At 49.7% G+C, this 22563-nt stretch carries 19 protein-coding genes; 11 read left to right on the forward strand and 8 right to left on the reverse strand.

The features are described from left to right. Nucleotides 1-113 precede the first annotated feature (113 nt). From ACO0LL_RS12325 to ACO0LL_RS12340, 4 genes are all read right to left on the reverse strand, one after another. On the reverse strand, nt 114-2906 hold the full coding sequence (locus tag ACO0LL_RS12325; protein ID WP_422951156.1) for an Ig-like domain-containing protein: 2793 nt from the start codon (nt 2904-2906) through the stop codon (nt 114-116). A 528-nt stretch (nt 2907-3434) separates the two neighbouring features. Beyond that, nucleotides 3435-3806, reverse strand: a complete 372-nt coding sequence (locus tag ACO0LL_RS12330; protein WP_422951157.1) for a protein-tyrosine phosphatase family protein — start codon at nt 3804-3806, stop codon at nt 3435-3437. 170 nt (nt 3807-3976) lie between these two features. Next, nucleotides 3977-4453, reverse strand: coding sequence for a hypothetical protein (locus ACO0LL_RS12335; protein WP_422951158.1), 477 nt, complete (start codon nt 4451-4453; stop codon nt 3977-3979). Between the two features lie 73 nt (nt 4454-4526). Continuing rightward, on the reverse strand, nt 4527-6314 hold the full coding sequence (locus tag ACO0LL_RS12340; RefSeq protein ID WP_422951159.1) for a DUF885 domain-containing protein: 1788 nt from the start codon (nt 6312-6314) through the stop codon (nt 4527-4529). 232 nt (nt 6315-6546) lie between these two features. Between ACO0LL_RS12340 and ACO0LL_RS12345 the strand changes: the two genes are divergently transcribed. The 7 genes from ACO0LL_RS12345 (at nt 6547) to dut (ending at nt 14380) form a co-directional block, all read left to right on the forward strand. Further along, nucleotides 6547-7695, forward strand: a complete 1149-nt coding sequence (locus ACO0LL_RS12345) for a methyltransferase (RefSeq protein ID WP_422951160.1) — start codon at nt 6547-6549, stop codon at nt 7693-7695. Nucleotides 7696-7769: 74 nt separating this feature from the next. Then, complete coding sequence (locus tag ACO0LL_RS12350; RefSeq protein WP_110257360.1) at nt 7770-7985, forward strand: hypothetical protein; 216 nt, start codon at nt 7770-7772, stop codon at nt 7983-7985. 138 nt (nt 7986-8123) lie between these two features. Further along, nucleotides 8124-9101 carry a bifunctional riboflavin kinase/FAD synthetase gene (locus ACO0LL_RS12355; RefSeq protein WP_422951161.1) on the forward strand — a complete coding sequence of 326 codons (978 nt, stop codon included), beginning with the start codon at nt 8124-8126 and terminating at the stop codon, nt 9099-9101. Nucleotides 9102-9167: 66 nt separating this feature from the next. Beyond that, nucleotides 9168-12032: an isoleucine--tRNA ligase gene (gene ileS, locus ACO0LL_RS12360; RefSeq protein WP_422951162.1), complete on the forward strand. Its 2865-nt coding sequence runs from the start codon at nt 9168-9170 to the stop codon at nt 12030-12032. A gap of 92 nt (nt 12033-12124) precedes the next feature. After that, entirely contained in the window at nt 12125-12649 is a 525-nt protein-coding gene (gene lspA, locus ACO0LL_RS12365) for a signal peptidase II (protein ID WP_422951163.1), read from the forward strand. A 17-nt stretch (nt 12650-12666) separates the two neighbouring features. Next, nucleotides 12667-13872, forward strand: a complete 1206-nt coding sequence (gene coaBC / locus ACO0LL_RS12370; RefSeq protein ID WP_422951278.1) for a bifunctional phosphopantothenoylcysteine decarboxylase/phosphopantothenate--cysteine ligase CoaBC — start codon at nt 12667-12669, stop codon at nt 13870-13872. Between the two features lie 58 nt (nt 13873-13930). Next, entirely contained in the window at nt 13931-14380 is a 450-nt protein-coding gene (dut, locus tag ACO0LL_RS12375) for a dUTP diphosphatase (protein ID WP_422951164.1), read from the forward strand. A 28-nt stretch (nt 14381-14408) separates the two neighbouring features. On the opposite strand, the gene ACO0LL_RS12380 is transcribed toward dut, so the two are convergent. Together ACO0LL_RS12380 and ACO0LL_RS12385 are read right to left on the reverse strand one after the other, a co-directional pair. After that, entirely contained in the window at nt 14409-15764 is a 1356-nt protein-coding gene (locus ACO0LL_RS12380; protein WP_422951165.1) for a sensor histidine kinase, read from the reverse strand. Further along, on the reverse strand, nt 15761-16501 hold the full coding sequence (locus ACO0LL_RS12385; RefSeq protein ID WP_422951166.1) for a response regulator: 741 nt from the start codon (nt 16499-16501) through the stop codon (nt 15761-15763). Before ACO0LL_RS12385 ends, ACO0LL_RS12380 begins: the two co-directional genes overlap by 4 nt. Nucleotides 16502-16796: 295 nt before the next feature. Here ACO0LL_RS12385 and ACO0LL_RS12390 point away from each other — a divergent pair, with 295 nt between their 5' ends. After that, nucleotides 16797-17456, forward strand: coding sequence for an ABC transporter ATP-binding protein (locus tag ACO0LL_RS12390; protein WP_422951167.1), 660 nt, complete (start codon nt 16797-16799; stop codon nt 17454-17456). Continuing rightward, a complete protein-coding gene (locus ACO0LL_RS12395; protein ID WP_422951168.1) occupies nt 17446-19872 on the forward strand; it encodes an ABC transporter permease in 2427 nt (808 codons plus the stop codon). The genes ACO0LL_RS12390 and ACO0LL_RS12395 overlap by 11 nt, the downstream gene beginning before the upstream one ends. A 254-nt stretch (nt 19873-20126) precedes the next feature. Here the strand turns inward: ACO0LL_RS12395 and ACO0LL_RS12400 are convergent, their stop codons facing one another. Next, the gene (locus ACO0LL_RS12400; protein ID WP_422951169.1) at nt 20127-20651 is read right to left on the reverse strand and encodes an NADPH-dependent FMN reductase; all 525 of its coding nucleotides are present in this window, start codon (nt 20649-20651) and stop codon (nt 20127-20129) included. A 257-nt stretch (nt 20652-20908) separates the two neighbouring features. Here ACO0LL_RS12400 and ACO0LL_RS12405 point away from each other — a divergent pair, with 257 nt between their 5' ends. Then, nucleotides 20909-21775: a pirin family protein gene (locus ACO0LL_RS12405; protein WP_422951170.1), complete on the forward strand. Its 867-nt coding sequence runs from the start codon at nt 20909-20911 to the stop codon at nt 21773-21775. Between the two features lie 8 nt (nt 21776-21783). After that, nucleotides 21784-22188, forward strand: a complete 405-nt coding sequence (locus ACO0LL_RS12410) for an OsmC family protein (protein WP_422951171.1) — start codon at nt 21784-21786, stop codon at nt 22186-22188. A 53-nt stretch (nt 22189-22241) separates the two neighbouring features. On the opposite strand, the gene ACO0LL_RS12415 is transcribed toward ACO0LL_RS12410, so the two are convergent. Continuing rightward, complete coding sequence (locus tag ACO0LL_RS12415) at nt 22242-22508, reverse strand: hypothetical protein (protein WP_422951172.1); 267 nt, start codon at nt 22506-22508, stop codon at nt 22242-22244. Nucleotides 22509-22563 lie beyond the last annotated feature (55 nt).

Here is a 22563-nt window from a genome sequence, read left to right on the forward strand (position 1 = left end):
CTTGGCTAGATGGCTTGGTTATATGACATATCTTACCGCGAATCATACAAATAAAAAAAACCCGCCAGGCCTGGCGGGTTTTCCCCGTTTTTACTACTTCAGCATATAAAAATTTATTGCGAAATCAACGATATATCATCGATCAGGAAAGATGTCGCTGTCACACTACCTTCAACGCCCACAAAATACACGCGTATGGTCTGACCTTTATAGCTGCTCAGATCAAAGGTTTTGTTGACATAGGTCGTGCCCTTGTTCAGGTTCGAATAGGTCGCCAGCGTTGCCAATACCGTGCCGCTGCTGTTTTGAATTTGCAGCTTGAGGGTATCGTAAGCCTGGGTAGTCGTGGTTTCGTCGGAGCTCACTTTCAGCCAGAAACTCAGGTTGGCAGATGTTGCTGCGGCAGGGATAGTCACTTGCTGATACAGAGTATCAGTGTGGGCACTGCCATAGCCATTGAGCCAGGCTTTGTAGCTGCCTGTACGCGATGCTTCAGAGCCACCGGTACTGATGACGCCTGAACTGGCCGTCCATGAACTGGCACCACTCTCGAAGCCGCCGTTGGTAATCAACTGTGTAGAGGTACTGTTATTGACAGTAAAACTCACGGTAGAAGAAGTACCAATATTATTGGCAGCATCATAAGCTTTGGCAACCAGGCTATGCGTACCGTTTGACAGTGTTGTTGAATTCAATGTCGTTGAATATGGTGTGCTTGTGCTGGTCGCTTTCAGAGCACCATCGACATAAAACTCCACTTTGGTCACGCCTACATTATCTGTCGCTGTCGCTGACAGGCTAATGTTACCGCTGGTGCCACTTTCACTGGCTGACACGGTAGGTGCAGTCGTATCACTGACAGGGTTATTGATAGTGAAGCTGACTGCCGATGAAGTGCCAACATTATTGGCCGCATCATAGGCTTTGGCGACCAGACTGTGGCTGGCATTGGTCAACGTTGTGGAGTTCAGCGTCATGCTGTACGGTGTGCTGGTGGCCGTACCTTTGAGTGCACCATCGACATAGAATTCCACTTTGCTGACACCAACATTATCTGTCGCATTGGCAGACAAGGTGATGTTGCCGCTAGCACCGGATTCGCCTGCGCTGACTGTCGGTGGCGTGCTGTCTGTACTATTCGATTGGGTAACCCAAATCGGTGCTGACCACAGGATTTTACCGTCATCCTGGGTGATCTTTGCATAGTAAAAATGCTCGCCTACTGCCGGGGTAATCGTTGTCGTTGCAGTGCTGGATAATTGCGTGACTGTACCATTACGGCCTGGTACGCCTTCATAGATCACTACGGTAGAAACAGTGCGGCCACTGGTGCTGGCGAAATTGCTGACCAGGGTCAACGGGCCACTATTGGTGAAACGCTCTCCCATGATATGGCCATTCGCAGTCAGGATGATTTGCGAAGTTTTGTCCATGGTGGCAAAGATACGGCGTGCCTTCATGGCATCGACGAAATTTGCATTATTCAGAGCAGCACCGTTTGCCAGCAAGATGCCGGTGCGATTAGTATAAGAAGCACCCCAGTTGGCGCAGTGATTATCCTGGTCTGTCGTAAATGCAACGTGGAAACCGGCTTCCAGTGCTTTGTTACAGGCACCTTCATAACTGCTACGGCTGGTTTCTGTCTCTGTGGTGTTGGTCGAAAAAGCTGAAGTATTCAAGACTTCGCAGGCAACCATAGCTTGGTCACCGTCGGCGGTGTAGCCAAGTGCAGTACCATTGACGATGAACTGACCACTGCTCGATGGATGATTGAACTGCCCTATCCAACCACGCTGACGCATCAGGGTATACAAGCCAGCATAATCATTCTTGGCAGTCAGTGTGTCTGCGATCAATTGATTGCTGCTATTGTATTCCCAACCCAATAATTCATTGGAGTTGAAAATATTCATGTGGCCGCCATTGTTGATGACGCCCCATTCCAAACCGTAAATCGCCAGGAAGCCAGCATGGCCAGAATTAAAACTGCTCGCCGCTGTCAGACCTGACTGATACAGATTCTTTGCTGTTACCGGGTTGGCTGAAGTATTCGTGCTGTCAGAGCCATCGTACATATGGTTGTGCTCAGACGTCATCAGGAAATCCAGGCCCTTGTTCAAGGCAAACTGATACGCATCGGTAGGGCCATAGACAGCAGATTGCGGATTTTGCGCACCTGTACATGAAGTCAGTTCACCACCACCATCACTGTGATTGGTCTGGCTGTGCAGGTTGCCGTAGTAGATAGTGTAAGGCAATGAACCTGTAGCCGCTGCTGGTGGCGGTGCCATACCTGCTACAGTCTTGGCTGTGGATGCAGTGGCAAGTGCCTTGCTGGCCTTGGTCGGCAAGGCGGCAAAGCTTGGCATTTTTGGTGTAGCGAGCTTACCGACTTGCAGCGGCCAGCTTTGTGTAATGATTTCTGTGTCGTGGACAGCCAATGCGCGCTCTACCGTGCTGGCAACATCGCCAGCGGGAGCCGCTTGAATAGCAGATGTGTCCGTTGCCTTGGCGGTGAGCCTGACTTGATAGACGCCATCTTTCAAAGCTGCGCCAGTTGGGCCACGGCCGCTCCAGAACATTTGTGCGGTGACAGTTTTCTTGAACAGTTTTTCTGTGCCATACCAGCGGTCAACGACCTTGCCATCGCTGCCCAGCAACTCCAGACGCCAGGTGATGGTCTGTTCTTTTGTCACGTAGGGATATTCGAATTCCATCGTAAAGTAACGGGATTCGGCACCGGCTTTTGCATCTGAGCGATATGGCACATGCAGACTTGCGTCAAACTCGTGATGATCCGGGATGGACGCGTAGGCTGCGCAGATACCTGTAAAACTAACTGTGAAGATAAGACCAAGTTGCAGTGCCAGCACTTTTAGCTTGCCGGCTTTTTGTAGACCTTGCATAAAAATATTCCCCCTGAATGATTGTTCATTAGTATTGATCTATGTGGCCGTCTCACACATATCCTCACCCAGATGAAAGTATCAAAGCAGAGTCATACTTTGCCTGCGCGTATTCCATCAGGAACACACCTGTCTCGCTTCTTTTTCTTCAGCCTTTGTTCAGATATCCGTAAGCAGCCATTCTTGTACAGCTCTACTATTTTTCTTACCACCATGCTGTCTGCAGCTTTCCAGAAACGAGATTTAACGACAGTTATATTAAGCAATCGTTTGCGCAAACGATTACTAGATTAACATCCGCTTATGTCAGTTTTGTTACCAAGGTTTGACTTTTTTTAACAAATTTGTGAAAAAACCACTCTTGCTTATCTGTTTTGTGCATTTCTATGACTTTTGCACCACAATTTTTGGTGGCGCACCAAAACAGGCGAGTGAATATTTTTCCCGAGAGAAATTTAAATTTCCGCAGTGAAATATTTATCGAAAAAGATGAATAACAAAATCTGCGCAGAGCAGAATTTTGCTATTTCATGCACGCAATGCGGCCTGATGCTTGTTCAGCCAGTCGATTTGCTCTTCGGTATCGGGAACGGTAACAGCGCCTGCCTTGCTGATCATTGCCAGCGCAGCATTAGCATCAAGCCCGTGTCTTATCAAGACTGCTGCTGCAAGCAGGCCGGTCCGCCCTATTCCTGCGCGGCAATGAATGACGGTATTGTTCCCCTTGAGAATGTCATCATGCAATTGCACTACCAGTCTCTGCGTGACAGAAAAAGACGATGGCAAGCCTTTGTCCTTGATGGGGTAATGCATGAAGTTAATTTGATTTGCAGCGCATAAATCTGGCGCGGTCAGCAAACCCAGATCACGTATTTCATGGGTTTCCAGCAGAGAGACCATCCTGCTGATGCCGAATTACGCAATGCCACGAAATTCATCTTCTATCCATTCGCCCGCAACAGGCTTGGCCATGACGGCGATGAAACCTTTGCCGATCTGGCTGACTTTATAAATATCAGGGCGCATTGCTATTTGCTGTTGAAAATCATGTCAGCTTGATTTGCACAATACTAAGAGCATTGCGGAGGGAACTTGCCAGAATATTTCCCCATCCTGTCGCCCGTGCCAGGTTTGCCTATGGTCAACACAAGTTGTTCATTTATCCAATCAATTTTCGATACTTGCGTAAAGACTTTGCCTTTATTGCTGACTTCACTCACCAAATCACCAGCATCATTGATCTGCCAGGTACCCTCAATAAAACTCAGCCCAAGTTTACGCAAATCTTCCGCCTTTTTTCCACAAGGTGGATACATGACAAAACTATGGTCGGCCTTGTATTGAACCACTTCTCCTAAAGGGCTCGACGATTTGTAAAGAGCCAGTTTATCTGCGTTTAATGCAGCAATTTCGGCGGTCAAACCTTTTTGCCATGTGCCGATAAGCAGTTGTTCTTTATCCTTGATAGTCGATTCCAGACTGAATGCGTAACCAGGGCATATCGCCATGAGAGCTAACATAAAATTGAATGATTTTAATCTGATCATGGCGGGCGACTTTACTTGATAATTTTGAAGAACAGCAATGCTAGCAACAATTCAGAAATCATTTAAGAAATCTTTACTTTCCCGCATCCTTCAACATCAGCTTCTTGATCATCCCGACAGATGCACTGCCATAGCTCAGGAATTGCTCATGGAATTGCTTGAGTTTGAATTTATCGCCTTGCTGTTTCTTGAGCTGTTCGCGGAATTCAAGTATCTCGCTATAACCACTGAAATAGCTGGTGAGCTGCACGGATGTATATTGCACACGCAGCCATTTTCCATCAGCCTCTGCCTTGGTCTGGAAAGCCTGGTTCATTAAAAAGTCTTTGGCTTCTGTCTCGGTCATGCCGAGTACGTGCACCTGATAATCGAGGATGGTATTGCAGACTGCGCGCAAGTTCCATTTGTAATACATAAGCCACATCTCGGCCGTATTGCCACCATAGCCTGACTCCAGCATCATGCGTTCGCTATACACAGCCCAGCCTTCTATCATTGCGCCATTGCCAAACAGGGTCTTGATGACTGATGGTGATTTATTCGCATGTTGCAGTTGCGTGTAATGACCAGGGATGGCTTCGTGAATGTTCAATATCTGCAAGACCCAGTGATTGTATTCACGTAGCGTGCTTTCAACTTGCTCGGCGGGTTGGCCGTCAAAAGGGGTGACGTTGTAATAGGTTTTATCATTGGGTCTGAAGATGCCAGGCGCTTCGATGGAGGCCAGACTGACGCCGCGTTGATATACTGGGGTCTCGCGTACGACCAGTGGCTTTTTCAAGTCCAGGCTGACGAGATCATGTTCGCGTATCCATTTTTCCAGCTGCGGCAATTGTTGGCGAATTTCAGGATACAAGTCTTTTGCGACCACATGATTTTCAGACAGTTTGTCGATGACCATGGCAATCTTTTTGATGCGATCTGCAGGCTTGGCTTGCGCACCCATGGTTTTATCCCAGAGCTGGTCAGCCAGCTTTTCCATATTATTGTGCGCTTCGTCTCTGGCGGTCAGTGCGCGCTGGTAAGTCTGTTCGGCACTCAATGAAGACTGGATATCAGCAGTGAATTTACCTTCATATAGCTGCTTGCCTATGCGGAAAGAACGGGCCGTTGCGGGATCAAGTTTCTTTTCCAGATTTTCCAGAAATTGCACATAGTCATTGACGGCAGACCGGGCATTTTTCAAGCCTTCTTCCAGCGTTTGCCTGTCTTTTGTTGCGAGCTTTTCCTGCGATGCTGCTTTTTCCAGATCAGCCAATACCGAAATCGCGCCAGCACTTTGCTTGATCGCCAGACGGGTGTGCTCATTTGTAGGGTTTTTGATGCTGGCTTTGGCTGCTGCATAATAGGCAGGCACTGCTTGCAGGCGCTGTATCGCTACCTGCACCCGCTTTGCTTTCGGCGCGAAGTCAGTATTGAGAATGGCATCAAAACTGCCGGCAATATTGTGCTGGGTAGGGTTCCATTCAAATTCGCGGAACTGCGTCAAATACCACCGCGTGCCATTCAGGTAATTGCGCATCAGCGCCAGGTCAGTCTGTTCTTTGGCGGACAAGGCATCTGCACTAACCCTGTTCAACTGCGCCAGCCAGTTATCGGTGAATGCAACATAAGCATCGCGGGTAGCCTGATCTGGCAATACCAGTTTATTGGCATCCTGGTAACGGCCTGCTGCCATCGCCATGTCCGGGTCTTGTTGCCATAATGCGCTGAGGAAGGCTGTCTTGATCTGCGCAAAACCCAGGTCTGCCTTCCTGCTTTCCACTACGGTCGAGGGAGTAGCAGCCAAGCTGAGAGGAGCAGCAATAATCAATGACGACAACAAAGTCGCAAGAACAACAGGACGAAATTGGAGAGACATAGTGAGTTCCTGGTAGGCTTATAGCAGGATTAATATATTAAGAAACATGAGGTTAACATAAGATTGTGTCTGGCAGCTGGATTTTTTACTTTGTCCCAAATAGAGAAATTCGCTTGTAAAACCATGCACACCCTCACAGAGCCCTCATCCAGTCAGCATTCTTTGTTACACTCCAGCCTTGGCCAGACACTGGCAAACCTGCAGCATCAACAAAATCAACAAAAAGAAAAATATGAACACCCCCGATCCCGCTCTGCAATTGCACTGGACAGAAAACGACGAAGCCCGCTCATGCCGCTGGCATTCCGAGAGTGGTGCACCAGCGCCCAAGCGTGTGCAGATTGCCGATGACCGCATGAATGTCGAAACCGCATACAAGCTGGCGTGTGAAGGTACAGCCCTGCTATGGCGTGGTGATTACCACAATGCCAAGCAGCTATTGCAGGCACTGGCACGCCGCATAGATAAAAAACCAGCCAGGGCCAGCAAAAAGGCCAAGGTGCCTGAATCTGCGAAAGAAGCTTTCAACCTGCACCGCCAGGCGCAGTCGCAAAGAGCGCGCGTGCTGGCCATGGTCTTGATACCCTTTGAAGCCGACTACCGCATCACCCTGCGCCGTGCGCCGGATGTAACACTAGCCTGTCGCGAAGTTTATGGCGAACCCAGCACAGCCTTTGTGGCTTCCCTGCGTGAATTGCTGGGTCTGATAGGTGCGCATGAATGGCGCAAGAATGGCGTAGAGATAGCTGCGTTGAGTGCAAAAATCCACCCTTACTATGGCGTGTTCTCACCAGTGCGTGGTGAATATATAGATTTGCTGGCGAAAGCCCCGCTGCCATCGACGACACTGGCTTTTGATATTGGTGTAGGCACCGGTGTGCTGTCCGCCTTGCTGGCCAAGCGAGGCGTTAAAAAGATCATCGCGACTGACCAGGACCAGCGCGCCCTCGCCTGTGCCCGTGAAAACATAGACAGGCTGGGTTTGTCCGGCCAGATTGAATTGATGCAGGCAGACCTGTTCCCGCCAGGACGTGCACCTTTGATAGTGTGTAACCCGCCATGGTTGCCAGCACGCCCCAATTCACCTATAGAATATGCCGTGTATGATCCCGACAGCCGCATGTTGCGCGGCTTTCTGGCTGGCGTGGCAGAACATCTGGAACCACAGGGTGAAGCCTGGCTGGTCATGTCTGACTTTGCCGAACACCTGGGCCTGCGCGCAGCGGCAGAGTTGCAAGGCTGGATAGATGCTGGCGGTTTGACAGTAGCTGGCAAAATGGATATCAAACCGCGCCATCCAAAATCAACCGATGAAAACGATCCCTTGCACGCAGCCCGCGTCAAAGAAGTTACTTCATTGTGGCGTTTGAAATTAAAATAGTATTTGTATTTGTGGTCAGTAGCTGCCAAGGTACTGACCACCAGAATTGATTAATCGTTTAGAAAATTAGCATCATGATCAACAAACCCGCCCGCATCCTGACCTTTAAATGCAAAAATTGCAGCAAATCCGTCCAGGTTTTCTTGCAAAAAGTCTCTGCCTGCTCCCACATTCAACCCTATCAAGGCATTTGCAACTGCGGCGAGATCATGAAACATGCGACTGGCAATAAGGAAGCTGTGCAGTCTTATCTGAGCTCCAATGATGTTTTGTGGTCACATCATCATTGATTCAGGTGCCAAATGCTGAGAAATGGGAGGATTTCACAAATTAATCCCTTGTGAAATTTGCATTTCCACCTCAGATCAGGTCTATAGCCAGACGAAAGCATTTATAATCTACGGCTTTGCAGCAGTTTTCTGGAAACAATGAAGGTATTTCGCGGACTTCCAAATGCAGCCTCCCGTGCACCCTGTGCGCTGGCGATAGGCAATTTTGACGGCGTACATCTGGGCCACCAGACTTTGCTTGCCCGTTTGCGGGATGCCGCCACACGTCTGGGCATAGAAGCTGCCGTCATGACATTTGAACCACATCCGCGTGCATTCTTCGCGCAGATGCAGGGTGACCTGTCGAAAGCACCTACCCGTATCGCCAATTTGCGCGACAACATGGCTTCTCTGCAGGCTGCTGGGGTAGATCGCGTCATCGTTGAACATTTCAATGCCCATTTTGCCGCATTGTCACCGCAAGACTTCATAGAAAAAGTGCTGGTCGATGGTCTGCATGTCAAATGGGTCATGGTCGGTGAAGATTTTCGCTTTGGTGCCAAACGCGCTGGCGATGTCGCCACCCTGACCGAAGCAGGCTTGCGCCATGGTTTTACCGTTGAAACCCTACCCTCAGTACAAAACAAGGGTGTGCGCATATCCTCGTCTGCAGTACGCCTTGCGCTGGCGAATGGTGATTTTGACGAGGCAGAAGCCTTGCTGGGTCACCCTTACCGTATTTCAGGCCATGTGGTGCACGGTCAAAAGCTGGGGCGCACCATAGGCTTTCCTACGCTGAATCTGCGTATTGCCCATCACCGCCCTGCCCTGCATGGCATCTTTATCGTGCAGGTTCACGGTTTGGCCGAACAGCCTTTGCCCGCCGTTGCCAGCCTGGGTGTGCGCCCTACTGTTGATGACAGTGGCCGCGTGCTGCTGGAAACCCATGTATTCGATTACAGCGGTCATGCCTACGGCAAAGTCGTGCAGATAGAGTTTTTGAAAAAGCTGCGTGACGAAGAAAAATACATAGACCTGCCTACCCTGACTGCGGCCATCAACAAGGACGCTGAACAGGCTCGTGCCTATTTTGCCGACAGCCACCGCCCTGCCCGCTCTGCCACTGACCGAATTTGAAGCTCACACTTTGTTTGTTGTGATTGCTTGTGACTTCATCCCGATTTTAAAAATAGAAAACTCATTATGTCTGAAAACAAAGCGGCAAAAACTGCCAGTAAATACCCGGTCAATATGACCGAAACCACCTTCCCTATGCGCGGCGATCTGGCCAAGCGTGAACCCAAGTGGGTCAAGGAATGGCAAGACAAAAAAATCTATGAACGCGTGCGCAAGGCATCTGCCGGTCGCCCAAAATTCATCCTGCACGACGGACCACCGTATGCCAATGGTGATATCCATCTCGGTCACGCGGTCAACAAGATATTGAAAGACATGATAGTCAAAGCCCGCACCATGGCTGGCTTTGATGCACCGTACGTGCCAGGCTGGGATTGTCATGGCATGCCTATCGAAATCCAGGTTGAAAAACTGTTTGGCAAGAACCTGCCAGTGGCCGAAGTACATGCCAAAGCACGTGTATATGCGAATGAACAGATAGAAAAACAAAAAGCCGGCTTCATCCGCCTTGGTGTTTTGGGCGAATGGGATAACCCCTACAAAACCATGGCCTTTGGCAATGAAGCGGATGAACTGCGCGCACTCGGCAAATTGCTGGAAAAAGGCTATGTCTATCGTGGCCTGAAACCAGTCAACTGGTGTTTTGATTGCGGTTCTGCCCTGGCGGAAGCCGAGGTTGAATATGAAAACAAACGCGACCCGTCCATCGATGTCGGTTTCCCGTTTGCGGAACATGACAAGCTGGCTGCCGCCTTTAAGCTCGACAAACTGCCGCTGGACAAAGGCTATTGCGTCATCTGGACGACAACGCCATGGACTATCCCGTCCAACCAGGCGCTGAACATGCATCCGGAAATCACTTACGCTCTGGTCAAGACCCAGCGTGAAGGTGAAGACATCCTGCTGATATTGGCAAAAGACCTGGTTGAAGCCAGCCTGACTAACTACGGTTTGACAGGTGAAGTCATCGCAACTTGCCTGGGTGCGGATTTGTCTGAAATCAAATTCAAACATCCACTGTCAGCACTGGATGCGGGCTATGACCGTTTTTCTCCAGTCTATCTGGGTGAATACGTGAGTACAGAAACCGGTACTGGCGTTGTCCACTCTGCCCCTGCCTACGGTATCGAAGATTTCCAGTCATGCAAGGCGCATGGCATGAAGGATGATGACATCATCGCCCCTGTCATGGGTGATGGCAAATTCGCGTCCAGCCTGCCTTTCTTTGCCGGCATGACAATCTGGGAAGCATCCAAGCCTATCTGCGACAAGCTGCGTGAAGCAGGTACGCTGTTCTCGTTCAAGATGTTTGAGCATAGCTATATGCATTGCTGGCGTCATAAGACGCCTATCATCTATCGCGCCACTTCACAGTGGTTTGCCAGCATGGACAATACGCCCAAAGCCGGTGGCGACAGTTTGCGTCAGACAGCATTGAAAGCCATCGATGACACAGCCTTTTTCCCGGCATGGGGCAAGGCACGTTTGCATGGCATGATCGCCAACCGTCCTGACTGGACCTTGTCACGTCAGCGTCAATGGGGTGTGCCTATGGCCTTCTTCCTGCATAAGGAAACTGGCCAATTGCATCCACGCACACCTGAGCTGCTGGAACAAATCGCCCTGCGCATAGAAAAAGAAGGCATCGAAGCCTGGCAAAAAATCGAAGTTGCTGATTTGCTCGGTGATGAAGCTGCCATGTATGTCAAGAACCGTGACACCTTGGATGTGTGGTTTGATTCTGGCGTGACACATCAGACTGTCTTGCGCGGCTCACATAAAGCGCAGTCAGCCTTCCCGGCAGACCTGTATCTGGAAGGTTCTGACCAGCATCGCGGCTGGTTCCATTCTTCACTGCTGACAGCATCCATGCTGGATGGTCGTGCGCCTTACAAAGCCTTGCTGACACATGGTTTTGTCGTCGATGGCCAAGGCCGGAAAATGTCCAAGTCCTTGAAAAACGGCATGGAGCCGCAAGAAATCTCCAGCACCCTGGGTGCTGACATCTTGCGGCTGTGGGTAGCGTCTTCTGATTATTCAGGTGAATTGTCTATCTCTGATGAAATCCTGAAACGTGTGACAGAAGCCTATCGCCGCATCCGTAATACCCTGCGCTTTTTGCTGGCCAACACTTCTGATTTTGATGCGGCAAAAGATGCTGTTGCGATCAATGAATTGCTGGAGATAGATCGCTATGCCATCGCCGATACGGCAGCGTTGCAAAAAGATATCCTGGCACATTTTGAGGCATTTGAATTCCACCCTGTGGTCAGCAAATTGCAATCATTCTGCTCGGAAGATCTGGGTGGTTTCTATCTCGACATCCTGAAAGACCGCCTGTACACCAGCGGTACGACTTCGCATGCGCGCCGTTCTGCACAAACGGCGATCTGGCATATCACGCAATCACTGCTGCGCCTGATGGCACCAATGCTGTCTTTCACCGCAGAAGAAGCATGGCAATTCTTTGCCGCTGCCGATGCCTACAAAGACAGCGATGAAACCATCTTCACGCAAACTTATTACAGCTTGCCGGAGATCGCTGATGCTGAAGCCCTGCTGACCAAGTACGCCGCCCTGCGTGCAGTGCGCACTGATGTGACCAAACAACTCGAAGAAGTACGTGTTGCTGGTGGCATAGGTTCATCCCTGCAGGCAGAAGTGACAATCAAGGCCAGCGGCAGCAAGTTTGATGTATTGAACAGCTTTGCCGATGACTTGAAATTCACCCTGATCACCTCCGCAGCAGGTGTGGAGCAGGTTGCCAGCGAAGCGGAAGAAGCCGTGGTCGTTACTCCATCCAAATACGAAAAGTGCGAGCGTTGCTGGCATTATCGTGCAGACGTGGGTAGCAATGCTGAGCACGCTGGCCTGTGTGGCCGCTGTGTCAGTAATCTGTTTGGCGCTGGTGAAGCACGTCGCTTTGCATAGTAAAAATGTAGTTGTAATGTAGTTGCGAGTGTGGAGCAGGTGTAACCTGCTCCTGCCTGCATTAATCAAGACTTCACAAGAGTTCAATATCCATGGCGACCAAAAAACGTCCTGCTGCATCAAATAATTCTTCAGGCACCAAGTCATCTGGTTCCAGCCTGATACCCTGGCTGGGTCTGGCCGCCATCATTATCTTACTGGATCAGGTCACAAAAATCACGATCAGCAAGGCCTTTGCCTTTGGCGAGACTTTGAGTATTACTTCGTTTTTCAATCTGACGCTGGTTTACAACAACGGGGCAGCCTTCAGCTTCCTTGCCAATGAACCAGGCTGGCAGCGGTACTTCTTTACGGCTATCGGTTTGATCGCAGCCGCTTACATTATTTACCTGTTGAAACGCCATGCAGGACAAAAACTGTTTTGCACTGCACTGACGCTGATCAAGGGTGGCGCCCTAGGCAATGTCATCGACAGGGTGGTGTATGGTCATGTCATAGATTTCCTGGATTTCCATTACACAACTTATCATTTCCCGGCATTTAACATCGCTGACAGCGCGATTTGCGTAGGTGCGGCATTATTCATAATAGATGAATTACGCCGCGTCAAAAAATAAGGAATAACACCATGAGTCTGCGACTGGCTGGTAAAAAGATTGTTCTGGGCCTGACTGGCGGCGTCGCCTGTTACAAAATTGCAGAATTGACGCGCGCACTTGGCAAGGCTGGGGCCGATGTACAGGTGGTGATGACAGAATCTGCCACCCATTTCATCACGCCAGTGACCATGCAAGCCCTGTCTGGCAATACGGTCTATACCGACCAGTGGGATGCGCGCGTCAATAATAATATGCCGCACATAGACCTGACGCGGGACGCTGATGCCATCGTCATCGCGCCTTGCAGCACGGACTTTATCTTCAAGCTGGCACATGGTGCCTGCAATAATTTACTTTCCACTCTGTGCGTTGCCCGCCCTGCCAATCTACCATTACTCATAGCCCCAGCCATGAATGTAGAGATGTGGCAAAACCCGGCCACCCAGCGCAATGTGCAACAGATCAGGGCAGATGGCATACATCTGCTGGGCCCGGCTGCTGGCGATCAGGCATGCGGCGAAACCGGCATGGGCCGCATGCTGGAACCCGAGCAATTACTGACAGAAATCATCGCCTCCTTCCAGGCCAAGACGCTGGCTGGAAAACATGTATTGATCACCGCTGGCCCTACATTTGAGCCAATAGACCCGGTACGCGGCATTACCAATCTGTCATCTGGCAAGATGGGTTATGCGATTGCGCAGGCCGCCTGGGAAGCTGGTGCCATCGTGACGCTGGTGTCTGGCCCAACCGCGCTGGATGCGCCACATGGGGTGCGCCGTGTCGATGTACAAACTGCGCAGCAAATGTTTGATGCGGTAGTGGCTCAACTCCGGCAGCACAAGCAGGATGTGTTTGTTGCCGTTGCCGCCGTCGCCGACTGGCGCGTTGCCAATGCAAGCACGCAGAAACTGAAAAAAACCAGTGAAGGCGATGTGCCACAACTGCAATTTGCGCAAAACCCTGACATATTGGCCAGCGTCGCCGCCATGCCAAATGCACCTTATTGCGTAGGCTTTGCCGCAGAATCAGAAAACCTTTTGCAATATGGTGCTGCCAAACGCCAGAAGAAAGACGTGCCCCTGCTGGTTGGCAATATCGGCCATCACACCTTTGGCAAGGATGAGAACGAGCTGGTGCTGTTTGATGTGCACGGCCACACTACTTTGCCGCGCGCCGACAAACAAGCACTGGCCCAACAACTGGTGGCAGAAATCGCCTTGCGTTCCAGCCTCATTTAAATCTTCCCTACCTGCTCAAAGAGCGCCCGCTCTTTGAGCATTATTTTTTCTCAATACCATGAAAAACATAGACCTGAAAATTCTCGACAGCCGCATGAAAGACATGCTGCCAGCCTACGGTACACCTGGCAGCGCTGGCCTCGACCTGCGCGCCTGCATAGATGAAGCGATTACCATACAACCCGGCCAGACAGTGTTGATCCCTACCGGTCTGGCCATTCATATCTCTGACCCGGGCTACGCCGCCATGATCTTGCCACGCAGCGGCATGGGCCATAAAAACGGTATCGTGCTGGGCAACCTGGTTGGTCTGATTGATTCCGACTATCAGGGTCAATTGATGGTATCGACCTGGAACCGTGGCCAGTCAGAATTCACCCTGCAACCTATGGAAAGACTGGCGCAACTGATCATCGTACCTGTGTTGCAAGTCGGCTTTAATATCGTCGATGAATTTGGCCAGAGTGAGCGTGGTGAAGGTGGTTTTGGGAGTACCGGCAAGCATTGAAACTGTCATTACTGACAGATAACGAAGCTTATTTTGTTTCTGCAGCTACCGGAAAAATCAGCTTGGCCTCCAGGCCGCCGCCATCACGATTACTTAAAGTGATGGAGCCATTTACAGCAAGTGCTAATTGCTGAGCAATTGCCAGGCCAAGACCAGTCCCACCAGTCTTGCGGTTACGCGAATTTTCCACACGATAGAATGGCTGCAATACTGCAGCCATTTCACTATCAGGTATCCCTGGTCCCCTATCCAATACTGACACCGATATCTGTCCTGGCGATATTCTGCGAAGTTGTATCTCGACATCTCCTGCAAATTTCAAGGCATTGTCTATCAAATTAATCATGATACGTTTGAGCGTATTTGGCCTCGAAGAAAGTATCGTGCCGATTTCCCCACTCAGACGCACAGCGTGTTGGGCATCCACATAATCACAGACCAGGCTGTCAAGTAAAGCATCAATGTCGACCCGGCATACTTCTTCTGTGGTTCTTCGCGCGCTTCGTGCGTAGGTGATTCCCTCCTCTACCAGTTGCTGCATGGCGTCGAGATCGTTCAACATTTTTTCTTGCAAGCTGCCATCATCCATTAGCTCGGCTCGCAAGCGCATGCGTGTAATGGGCGTCTGCAAATCATGTGAGATCGAAGCCAGTATCTGCACTCTCTCAGCCAGATGTTCTTTGATCTGCGCCTGCATGGCATTGAATGCAGCCGCGGCTCTGGCAACTTCGCTGGGACCATCCACTGGAATGGCTTCACCGTGCAATGATGAACCCAGCGTATCTGCTGCCTCAGCCAAACGCTGCAAAGGTCGTGTCGCCTGTTTTACAGCCAGCCAGGTAAACGTGATCACTGCAAGCATTTGAAGTGCGAAGACTAAACCAGCCCCCCAATCTACAGGCCAGACAATTTTATTAATAATGGCGATTAATACGCTTCCGTCTTTCAATGAGAAATACAAACGCCCCATCTCTCCCGGATAAAGACCTACCGAGCTTCTCGCTGCATAGCTTGTAGCCAGTTCCTCCTTAAGGGGATCGGCCAAACCATGCCGACGATGCGGATTTGTCCATTTGCTCGTCGATGTTGCCAGATAATCTGGAGCAACTGTACTTAACTCATAGTGGTAAGCATGACGCTGCATTTTTTCCATCCAAAGCTTGCGTTCCGATGGCGTGGCTGCGTCAAGAATGGGCAACAGTACTGATAAATCTTTTGTCAGGTAATAATCTGTGCGGGCAATCTGATCTTCATGGATAGAAATGTATCCATATACGTTGTTGATAAGATGCCCAAGCAATAAAGCTAATATCCATACAAAAGCCAGGCGTGAAAATAATGAATTGGGCCATATACCTTGCAATTTCCGTTTCAACTCAGTCATGACTGCTCATCCCGGTGTTCTACCGTACTCGAAAAAATATAACCTTCACTTCTCAGCGTCTTGATGTATTGGGGTTCTCGTGAATCGTCACGCAGGCGCTTACGCAAACGACTGACCAGGATATCGATGGAGCGATCAAAATAATCTGCGTCGCGGTTTTGTGTCAGGTTGAGCAATTGGTCACGCGTGAGTACGCGCTTTGGATGGTCGAGAAAAACCCGTAACAGGCGATATTCGGCACCGCTCAATGAAACAATCGCGCCACTGTCGTCAATTAACTGTCGGGCATGTGTATCCACGACCCAGACACCAAAACCCAGCATGCGGCCGCCACTGAGCTCACGTAATTGCACTGGAATCATTCGGGCGCGGCGCAAGATGGCGCGTATGCGTGCCAGCAATTCGCGCGTCGCAAAGGGTTTGGTCAGGTAATCGTCCGCCCCCATTTCCAGACCCAGGATGCGGTCTGCCTCTTCATTCCTGGCCGTCAGCATCAAGATCGGCACTGGTTGCACTTGCGTTGCCGTCAACTCACGGCACAGGCTAAGACCATCCTCGCGCGGCATCATCAAATCAAGCACGATCAGATCAATGCCGCCAGTAGCAAGTATGCTGCGCATCTGCCGCCCATTGGCGGCCACGCTCACCTTGAAACCACTTTTTTCAAGGTAACGCTTTAATAGATCGCGAATTTCTTCATCATCATCGACGATCAGTAAATGATCTGCTTTCTCCATAACTTGCTTTATAACTGATTTATTCATCAAATCGGTACATTTTTTCTCCATATTTGTTTCTGGATTGTTTCTGTTCGTTCCTGGAAACATGGCGTTGCAAGAAGTGCCATGCACGGACACACAACAGAAACACCGCAGGAATTAAATAGCTTCAGTCGCAGTTCTGCACAGTATCCCGCTGGCAAATGCGCCTATCAAATCATATGGAAAAAAAATGCCAATACAAACAATAGCAAGACCATTGATCGTATTAAAAGACATATGTAAAACATACGAGACTGCATCAGGCGCATTCATGGCCCTTAAAAACATCAGTCTGGAGATACGAGAAGGGGAATTTGTCGCCATCATCGGTAAATCTGGTAGTGGAAAATCGACTTTGATGAACGTCATGACAGGTATTGACCACGTCAACTCAGGAGAAATATTGATAGGTGCCACTCCGGTGCATACTTTAAAACAAAGCGAACTGGCGACCTGGCGCGGTAAAAACGTCGGCATTATTTTTCAATTTTTTCAACTACTCCCCACCTTGACCATAGCCGAAAACGTCATGCTCCCCATGGATTTTTGCAATATGTACCTGCCTCGCGAACGCAAGCCGCGCGCCATCGCATTGCTGGAAAAGCTGGGGATAGGCGATCAAGCCAACAAATTACCCAGCAGCTTGTCTGGTGGTCAGCAACAGCGTGCTGCCATTGCCAGAGCACTGGCAAATGATCCGCAGATTCTGGTGGCAGATGAACCTACCGGTAATCTTGATACGGAAACAGCAAATAGCATCATGCAATTATTCGCGCAATTGGTGGTGGAAGGAAAAACCGTGTTGATGGTGACCCATGAGCGCGACTATAGCCATTATTTTAGCCGCAGCGTCAACATGGCAGATGGAGAACTCCGCAATGCAGCAGAACGCATTTCCGACCCAACTTGCGGGAGGCAATATGTTGCATAAGCCTCGCTGGATGAAACTGGCGCGCGACGCGCAATTAATGCCTGGCCGTACTGCCATGATGATACTGGCCATCGCTGCAGGTGTGTTTGGTCTTGCCACCATGCTAGTCAGCTATACCATATTGATACGTGAAATCCGGCAAAACTATCTGGCTACCAATCCAGCTTCCGCCACGTTGAGGATAGATAATATCGACGCTCAGTTGATTCAGGCTATACGCAATTTCCCTGGCATAGCGGCTGCGCAAGCCAGTGCGAAAGTGGATGCGGGCATACAACTGGCAGATGGTCGTTTGCAAGCGCTCAACCTGATGATCGTCGATGACTTTAAAGAACTGCGTATCAATAGTATTTTTCCAGAAACTGGTGCATGGCCACCACCGCCAGGCACACTACTTTTAGAAAAAGACTCCTTAAAGAAGTTGAAACTGAAAACAGGTGATGTGCTGCAATTGAAAATGGCGGATGGTAGCCAACGCCAAATAACTGTCTCCGGCAGCGCACATGACCCGGGCGTGCCCGTACCCAGCATGTCTGCCTTTGCCTACGCAACGCCAGATACCATGGCAGCTCTGGGTATCAGGGGTGGTATGCATGATTTGAAAATTACCGTCCGCAATAATCCCTTTGACATCGATGCTATCGAGCAAATTGCCAGCAGCCTGGCACTTTGGATACAGCAACAAGGGCATGTCGTAGAACGCATCAGAATACCGCCACCCGGTGAACATCCGCACCAACTGATCATGACTTCCATACTGGGAATGTTACTGGTGTTTAGTGGCATTGCATTGGTGCTGAGTGCGGTGCTGACCGCGACTATCATTGAAAGTATGCTGGCACAACAAGTGCGCCAGATCGGTGTGATGAAAACCATAGGTGCGCGAACTTCGCAAATCTCCGCCTTATATCTCAGCTTCGTCTTGATCATAGGCTTGCTGGCGACTTGCATAGGCGCACCAGCTGGCTTGGCGGCAGGTCGCGCCTTTTCTCAACAAATTTTAGTGAGTGTACTTAATTTCAATATGAATAGTGGCGCAGTCCCTGACTATGCATATCTGGTACTGATCATGGCTGGAGTACTAGTTCCGCTTTGCATGGCAGTATTACCTATTTCCAGAGCATGCAATGTAAGTGCGCATACTGCAATGACTGACTTTGGCACGGCAGGGAAATTTTTTACGGAAAAAGCTTTCGGCAACTGGCTATATCATTTGCCCGGACTGGATCGCGGCATGCTGATGTCATTCCGAAACAGCTTCAGGAGCCGTGGTCGTTTGATGCTCACGCTGGCTTTGCTAGCGACTGCCGGAGCGATGTTTATCAGTAGTCTTAACGTCAGGAAGGCATCGCAGGAACACCTGGTAGAGGCAGCCGCAGAACGTCACTATGATCTTGAAATTCATTTAAGCAAACCGGAAGACAAGAATAAAATCATTCTCATTATCGGCACCGTCTCTGGCGTGAACCTGGTCGAAGCCTGGAGTAGTAGCGCCGTAGCACGACACAGGCCAGACGGTTTGAATATTGAGAGAACCTATCCTGATGGCGGCCACGGCTCACTCAATGTGACCGCTATTCCCGATGGCAGCAAACTGATCAGCCTGACGATGCAAAGTGGGCAGTGGTTTAGTGAAGTAAAGAGTAGTACAGGAAATGACCTTGATACGGTAGTGTTAAACAACAAGGCACTGGAATCATTTCCCAAGGCTATAGTCGGCGATACCATTACCCTGGGAGTACGTGACAAGACAGCCAGCTTGCGTGTGGCCGGTATCGCCCGACAGAAAATGACTGGCGCAATGGCTTATGTATCGCCTGCCACTTACGCCAAATTAACCAGTCAGAGTGAGCTTTACAGAAGCTTTCGTGTAGTAATGGATCAGCATGATCCAAAAACGATAGATGCAATCACAAAGCAAATTGAAGCGGCTTTGAGCAGGCAAGACATACGTATCAGTGCGAGCATTACGGAAAACATGCTGCGCCAGGAAGTTGACGATCACTTTGATCTTCTGGTCAACGCCTTGCTATTTATTTCTATCCTGATGGCGCTGGTTGGCGTACTTGGCTTAGGCTCATCCATGAGTAGCAATGTCGCAGAACGTACTCGTGAGTTTGGCGTCATGCGTAGTATCGGTGCCAGCCCTGGTGTAGTAATACGCAACGTCATTGCAGAAGGTCTGTTCATCGCCCTGATGAGCTTTGGCATTGCCGTTGCCATGGCGCTGCCTTTGTCAGCAAGCATCAGCGCGTTTTTGGGCAATCTGCTATTTGACGAAGCCTTTCCTCTGGTCATCTCACAAAAATCTTTGTGGATATGGTTATTCATCGTCACAAGCGGCGCTGTTCTGGCTTCAGCTTATCCGGCCTGGAAAGCGTCACGTTTAAGCATACGCGCCAGTTTTGCGCATTGAACTCTTTTATTCTTTGAAAGTACTATATGAAAAAATCTACCACCATTGCGATTGCCGTCATCGTTTTCCTGATTACTTTATTCATCGTGGCACATCACTTTGATCTGACGCTGATACACAAAATGGTGCATGGCGGTTAGAAGCCAGCATCATTGTGGGGGGGCAGTATCGTCCCCCATATTCCCTTGTTGAAAAGCTGGAGTAGAATTTCCTTTCAATTCGCAAAAGGATTCAAAAATCAAGCAGCTTCAGACTCAAGCCAGAGTTGCCAGCGCCGCTAGCAATTTAACTTTCAATTCCTCATTCTTCAATTCCTGCTTCTCCACATCAAAATTATCATGGAAGGCAGGTACAGACAAACTTGCCTTCAGTTGCCCACCAAAAAATGGCGCAGATCCTGTAGCGGCAGCCAGTACACTGGCACCACCACGTGCGCCTGGCGAAGTCGATAGCATGACCATGGGCTTGCCCTGAAACACCTTGCCATTGGCACGAGAGCACCAGTCAAACAGGTTTTTATAGGCAGCGCTGTAAGAGCCATTATGTTCAGCAAAAGAAATCAGGATAGCGTCACTGGCAGCGATCTTGTCCAAAAAAGCCAGCGCCAGTGCTGGCTTGCCCAGGTCAGCTTCTTTATCAACGCTAAACAAAGGCAGTTCATAGTCATTCAAATCCAGTAATTCAACTTCGGCACCCGCGACCTGTTTGGCGGCATAAGTGACCAGTTGCTTGTTGATGGATTTTTTGCTGCTGCTGGCGGCGAAGGCGAGTAATTTCATGATGATGTCCTTATTGAAAAGTAAGAATCAAATTAAGTATAAATCTGCTTGTTACATTGTAAAGCAAGATGATCAAGTGTCGATGCGATAAAACCTGCCGTACTTGGGCAGAGCTGCAATGATCAATCTGGATTAGAATGCTAATTAAATGAAATTAAGCGACATCATTATCAAGCGATGTTTATTCAAGCCGAGTACTTGAAGCCAGCGCTCTGTGCGACTTGAGCATCCCTGCAAATCTTTATTGGAAATCCATCATGAGCGTCATCAGCCTGACCATCTCCGCACGCACGAAAGACCTTGGCGGTTTTACTGTAGGGCGCATTTTGCCTTTTGCCAAACGACACCTGGTTGGCCCCTTCATTTTTCTTGACCACATGGGCCCGGCACAATTTGAGGCAGGACAAGGCATGGATGTACGTCCCCATCCCCACATAGGTCTGGCAACAGTCACCTATCTGTTTGAAGGCAGCATGTACCATCGCGACAGCCTGGGCTCAGAACAAGAGATACTGGCTGGTGCAGTCAACTGGATGACTGCTGGACGCGGCATTACCCATTCAGAACGCAATAGCGATGCGCAACGTGCGCAGACACGCACAGTACATGGCCTGCAAAGCTGGGTGGCCTTGCCCAAGGAATTTGAAGAGGTTGAGCCCTCGTTTCATCATCATGCGTCAGAGAGTTTGCCGGTGTTTGATATTGGCCAGGTGGCACTGAAACTGATTGCCGGTTCTGCCTATGGGCACACCGCTCCCGTTAAAATTTTCAGCCCGTTGTTTTATGTAGAGGCAAAAATGCCTGCGGGTACACAGTTGCAAGTACCTGCAGAATATGCTGAACGTGCTTTGTATCTGATCTCAGGCCAGATCAGCATCAATGATGAAGCCGTTGAAGAACGCACCATGCCAGTTTTCGAGGAAGGCGCAGAAGTGATTATTACAGCGACCAGCGATGCCCATCTGGTATTGCTGGGTGGAGCAACATTGCCTGAACAACGCTATATTTTCTGGAATTTTGTCTCGACTTCAGAAGCGCGCATAGAGCAGGCAAAAGCCGACTGGAAGGCTGGGCGCTTTGCTAAAGTACCAGGCGACAATGAATTTATTCCATTACCAGAATAGGAAGCAACATGTCAGATAAAACCATCTTTGCCCATGTCACGGAAACCGGCGAAACCGCTTTTGCCGTAGATATCAATGTCTCTAACCACCAGATCAAAGGCGACGAGCCACCGGATGCCGGCGGCGGCAATCTGGGCCCCGCCCCATTCGACTTATTGACTGCAGCTCTGGGTGAGTGCACAGCCATGACCGTGCGCTGGTATGCGAACCAGCATCAATGGCCTTTGGACAAGGTAGAAGTCAAATTGACGCATCACAAGGAAGGTGTGCAGGATATCTTCAAGAAAGAAGTTATCCTGCATGGTGCAGATTTAACAGAAGAACAAAGGACAAGACTGGTCGCTATTGCAGCGAAATGCCCTGTACATAAGACCATCACCAGCTCGCCCATCATAGAAACCAGCGCTGGCTGAAAAAGCAAAAGCCCGGTTCAATTCTATCTGATCCGGGCTTTTTATTTGTACAACTACTTTTTCAGTTTGCGGCTGCGCCCCGCAGATTCACGCAGGATGGTGTAATTCCAGTCGTCATCATGAGAACCTACCGAGACGCGGAACATATCACTGTCACCTTTCAGGCGCTTGCCAAGTGCGACATGCTTCTTGCTGACATCGCTACGTTCATAGACATCAACTTCAACTTCATTTCCTTCCAGGGCGGCCTGGGATAGAACTGCGTCTATGGTCTTGGTTGTATATTCAAGTACATATGTGGGAAGTGTCAGGCCTGCCATACTTGTCTCCATCACGCAAAAATATACAGAATTAATGAAAAACCCCGGCCGTAGC

The organism is Undibacterium sp. TC4M20W, assembly GCF_049340245.1.
In the GTDB taxonomy this organism is placed as follows: Bacteria; Pseudomonadota; Gammaproteobacteria; order Burkholderiales; family Burkholderiaceae_D; genus Undibacterium.

Coding starts and splice junctions, on each gene's coding strand:
- ACO0LL_RS12325 (WP_422951156.1), bottom strand. CDS start 2,906: ATGCAAGGTCTACAAAAAGCCGGCAAGCTAAAAGTGCTGGCACTGCAA.
- ACO0LL_RS12330 (WP_422951157.1), bottom strand. CDS start 3,806: ATGGTCTCTCTGCTGGAAACCCATGAAATACGTGATCTGGGTTTGCTG.
- ACO0LL_RS12335 (WP_422951158.1), bottom strand. CDS start 4,453: ATGATCAGATTAAAATCATTCAATTTTATGTTAGCTCTCATGGCGATA.
- ACO0LL_RS12340 (WP_422951159.1), bottom strand. CDS start 6,314: ATGTCTCTCCAATTTCGTCCTGTTGTTCTTGCGACTTTGTTGTCGTCA.
- ACO0LL_RS12345 (WP_422951160.1), top strand. CDS start 6,547: ATGAACACCCCCGATCCCGCTCTGCAATTGCACTGGACAGAAAACGAC.
- ACO0LL_RS12350 (WP_110257360.1), top strand. CDS start 7,770: ATGATCAACAAACCCGCCCGCATCCTGACCTTTAAATGCAAAAATTGC.
- ACO0LL_RS12355 (WP_422951161.1), top strand. CDS start 8,124: ATGAAGGTATTTCGCGGACTTCCAAATGCAGCCTCCCGTGCACCCTGT.
- ileS (WP_422951162.1), top strand. CDS start 9,168: ATGTCTGAAAACAAAGCGGCAAAAACTGCCAGTAAATACCCGGTCAAT.
- lspA (WP_422951163.1), top strand. CDS start 12,125: ATGGCGACCAAAAAACGTCCTGCTGCATCAAATAATTCTTCAGGCACC.
- dut (WP_422951164.1), top strand. CDS start 13,931: ATGAAAAACATAGACCTGAAAATTCTCGACAGCCGCATGAAAGACATG.
- ACO0LL_RS12380 (WP_422951165.1), bottom strand. CDS start 15,764: ATGACTGAGTTGAAACGGAAATTGCAAGGTATATGGCCCAATTCATTA.
- ACO0LL_RS12385 (WP_422951166.1), bottom strand. CDS start 16,501: ATGGAGAAAGCAGATCATTTACTGATCGTCGATGATGATGAAGAAATT.
- ACO0LL_RS12390 (WP_422951167.1), top strand. CDS start 16,797: ATGGCCCTTAAAAACATCAGTCTGGAGATACGAGAAGGGGAATTTGTC.
- ACO0LL_RS12395 (WP_422951168.1), top strand. CDS start 17,446: ATGTTGCATAAGCCTCGCTGGATGAAACTGGCGCGCGACGCGCAATTA.
- ACO0LL_RS12400 (WP_422951169.1), bottom strand. CDS start 20,651: ATGAAATTACTCGCCTTCGCCGCCAGCAGCAGCAAAAAATCCATCAAC.
- ACO0LL_RS12405 (WP_422951170.1), top strand. CDS start 20,909: ATGAGCGTCATCAGCCTGACCATCTCCGCACGCACGAAAGACCTTGGC.
- ACO0LL_RS12410 (WP_422951171.1), top strand. CDS start 21,784: ATGTCAGATAAAACCATCTTTGCCCATGTCACGGAAACCGGCGAAACC.
- ACO0LL_RS12415 (WP_422951172.1), bottom strand. CDS start 22,508: ATGGCAGGCCTGACACTTCCCACATATGTACTTGAATATACAACCAAG.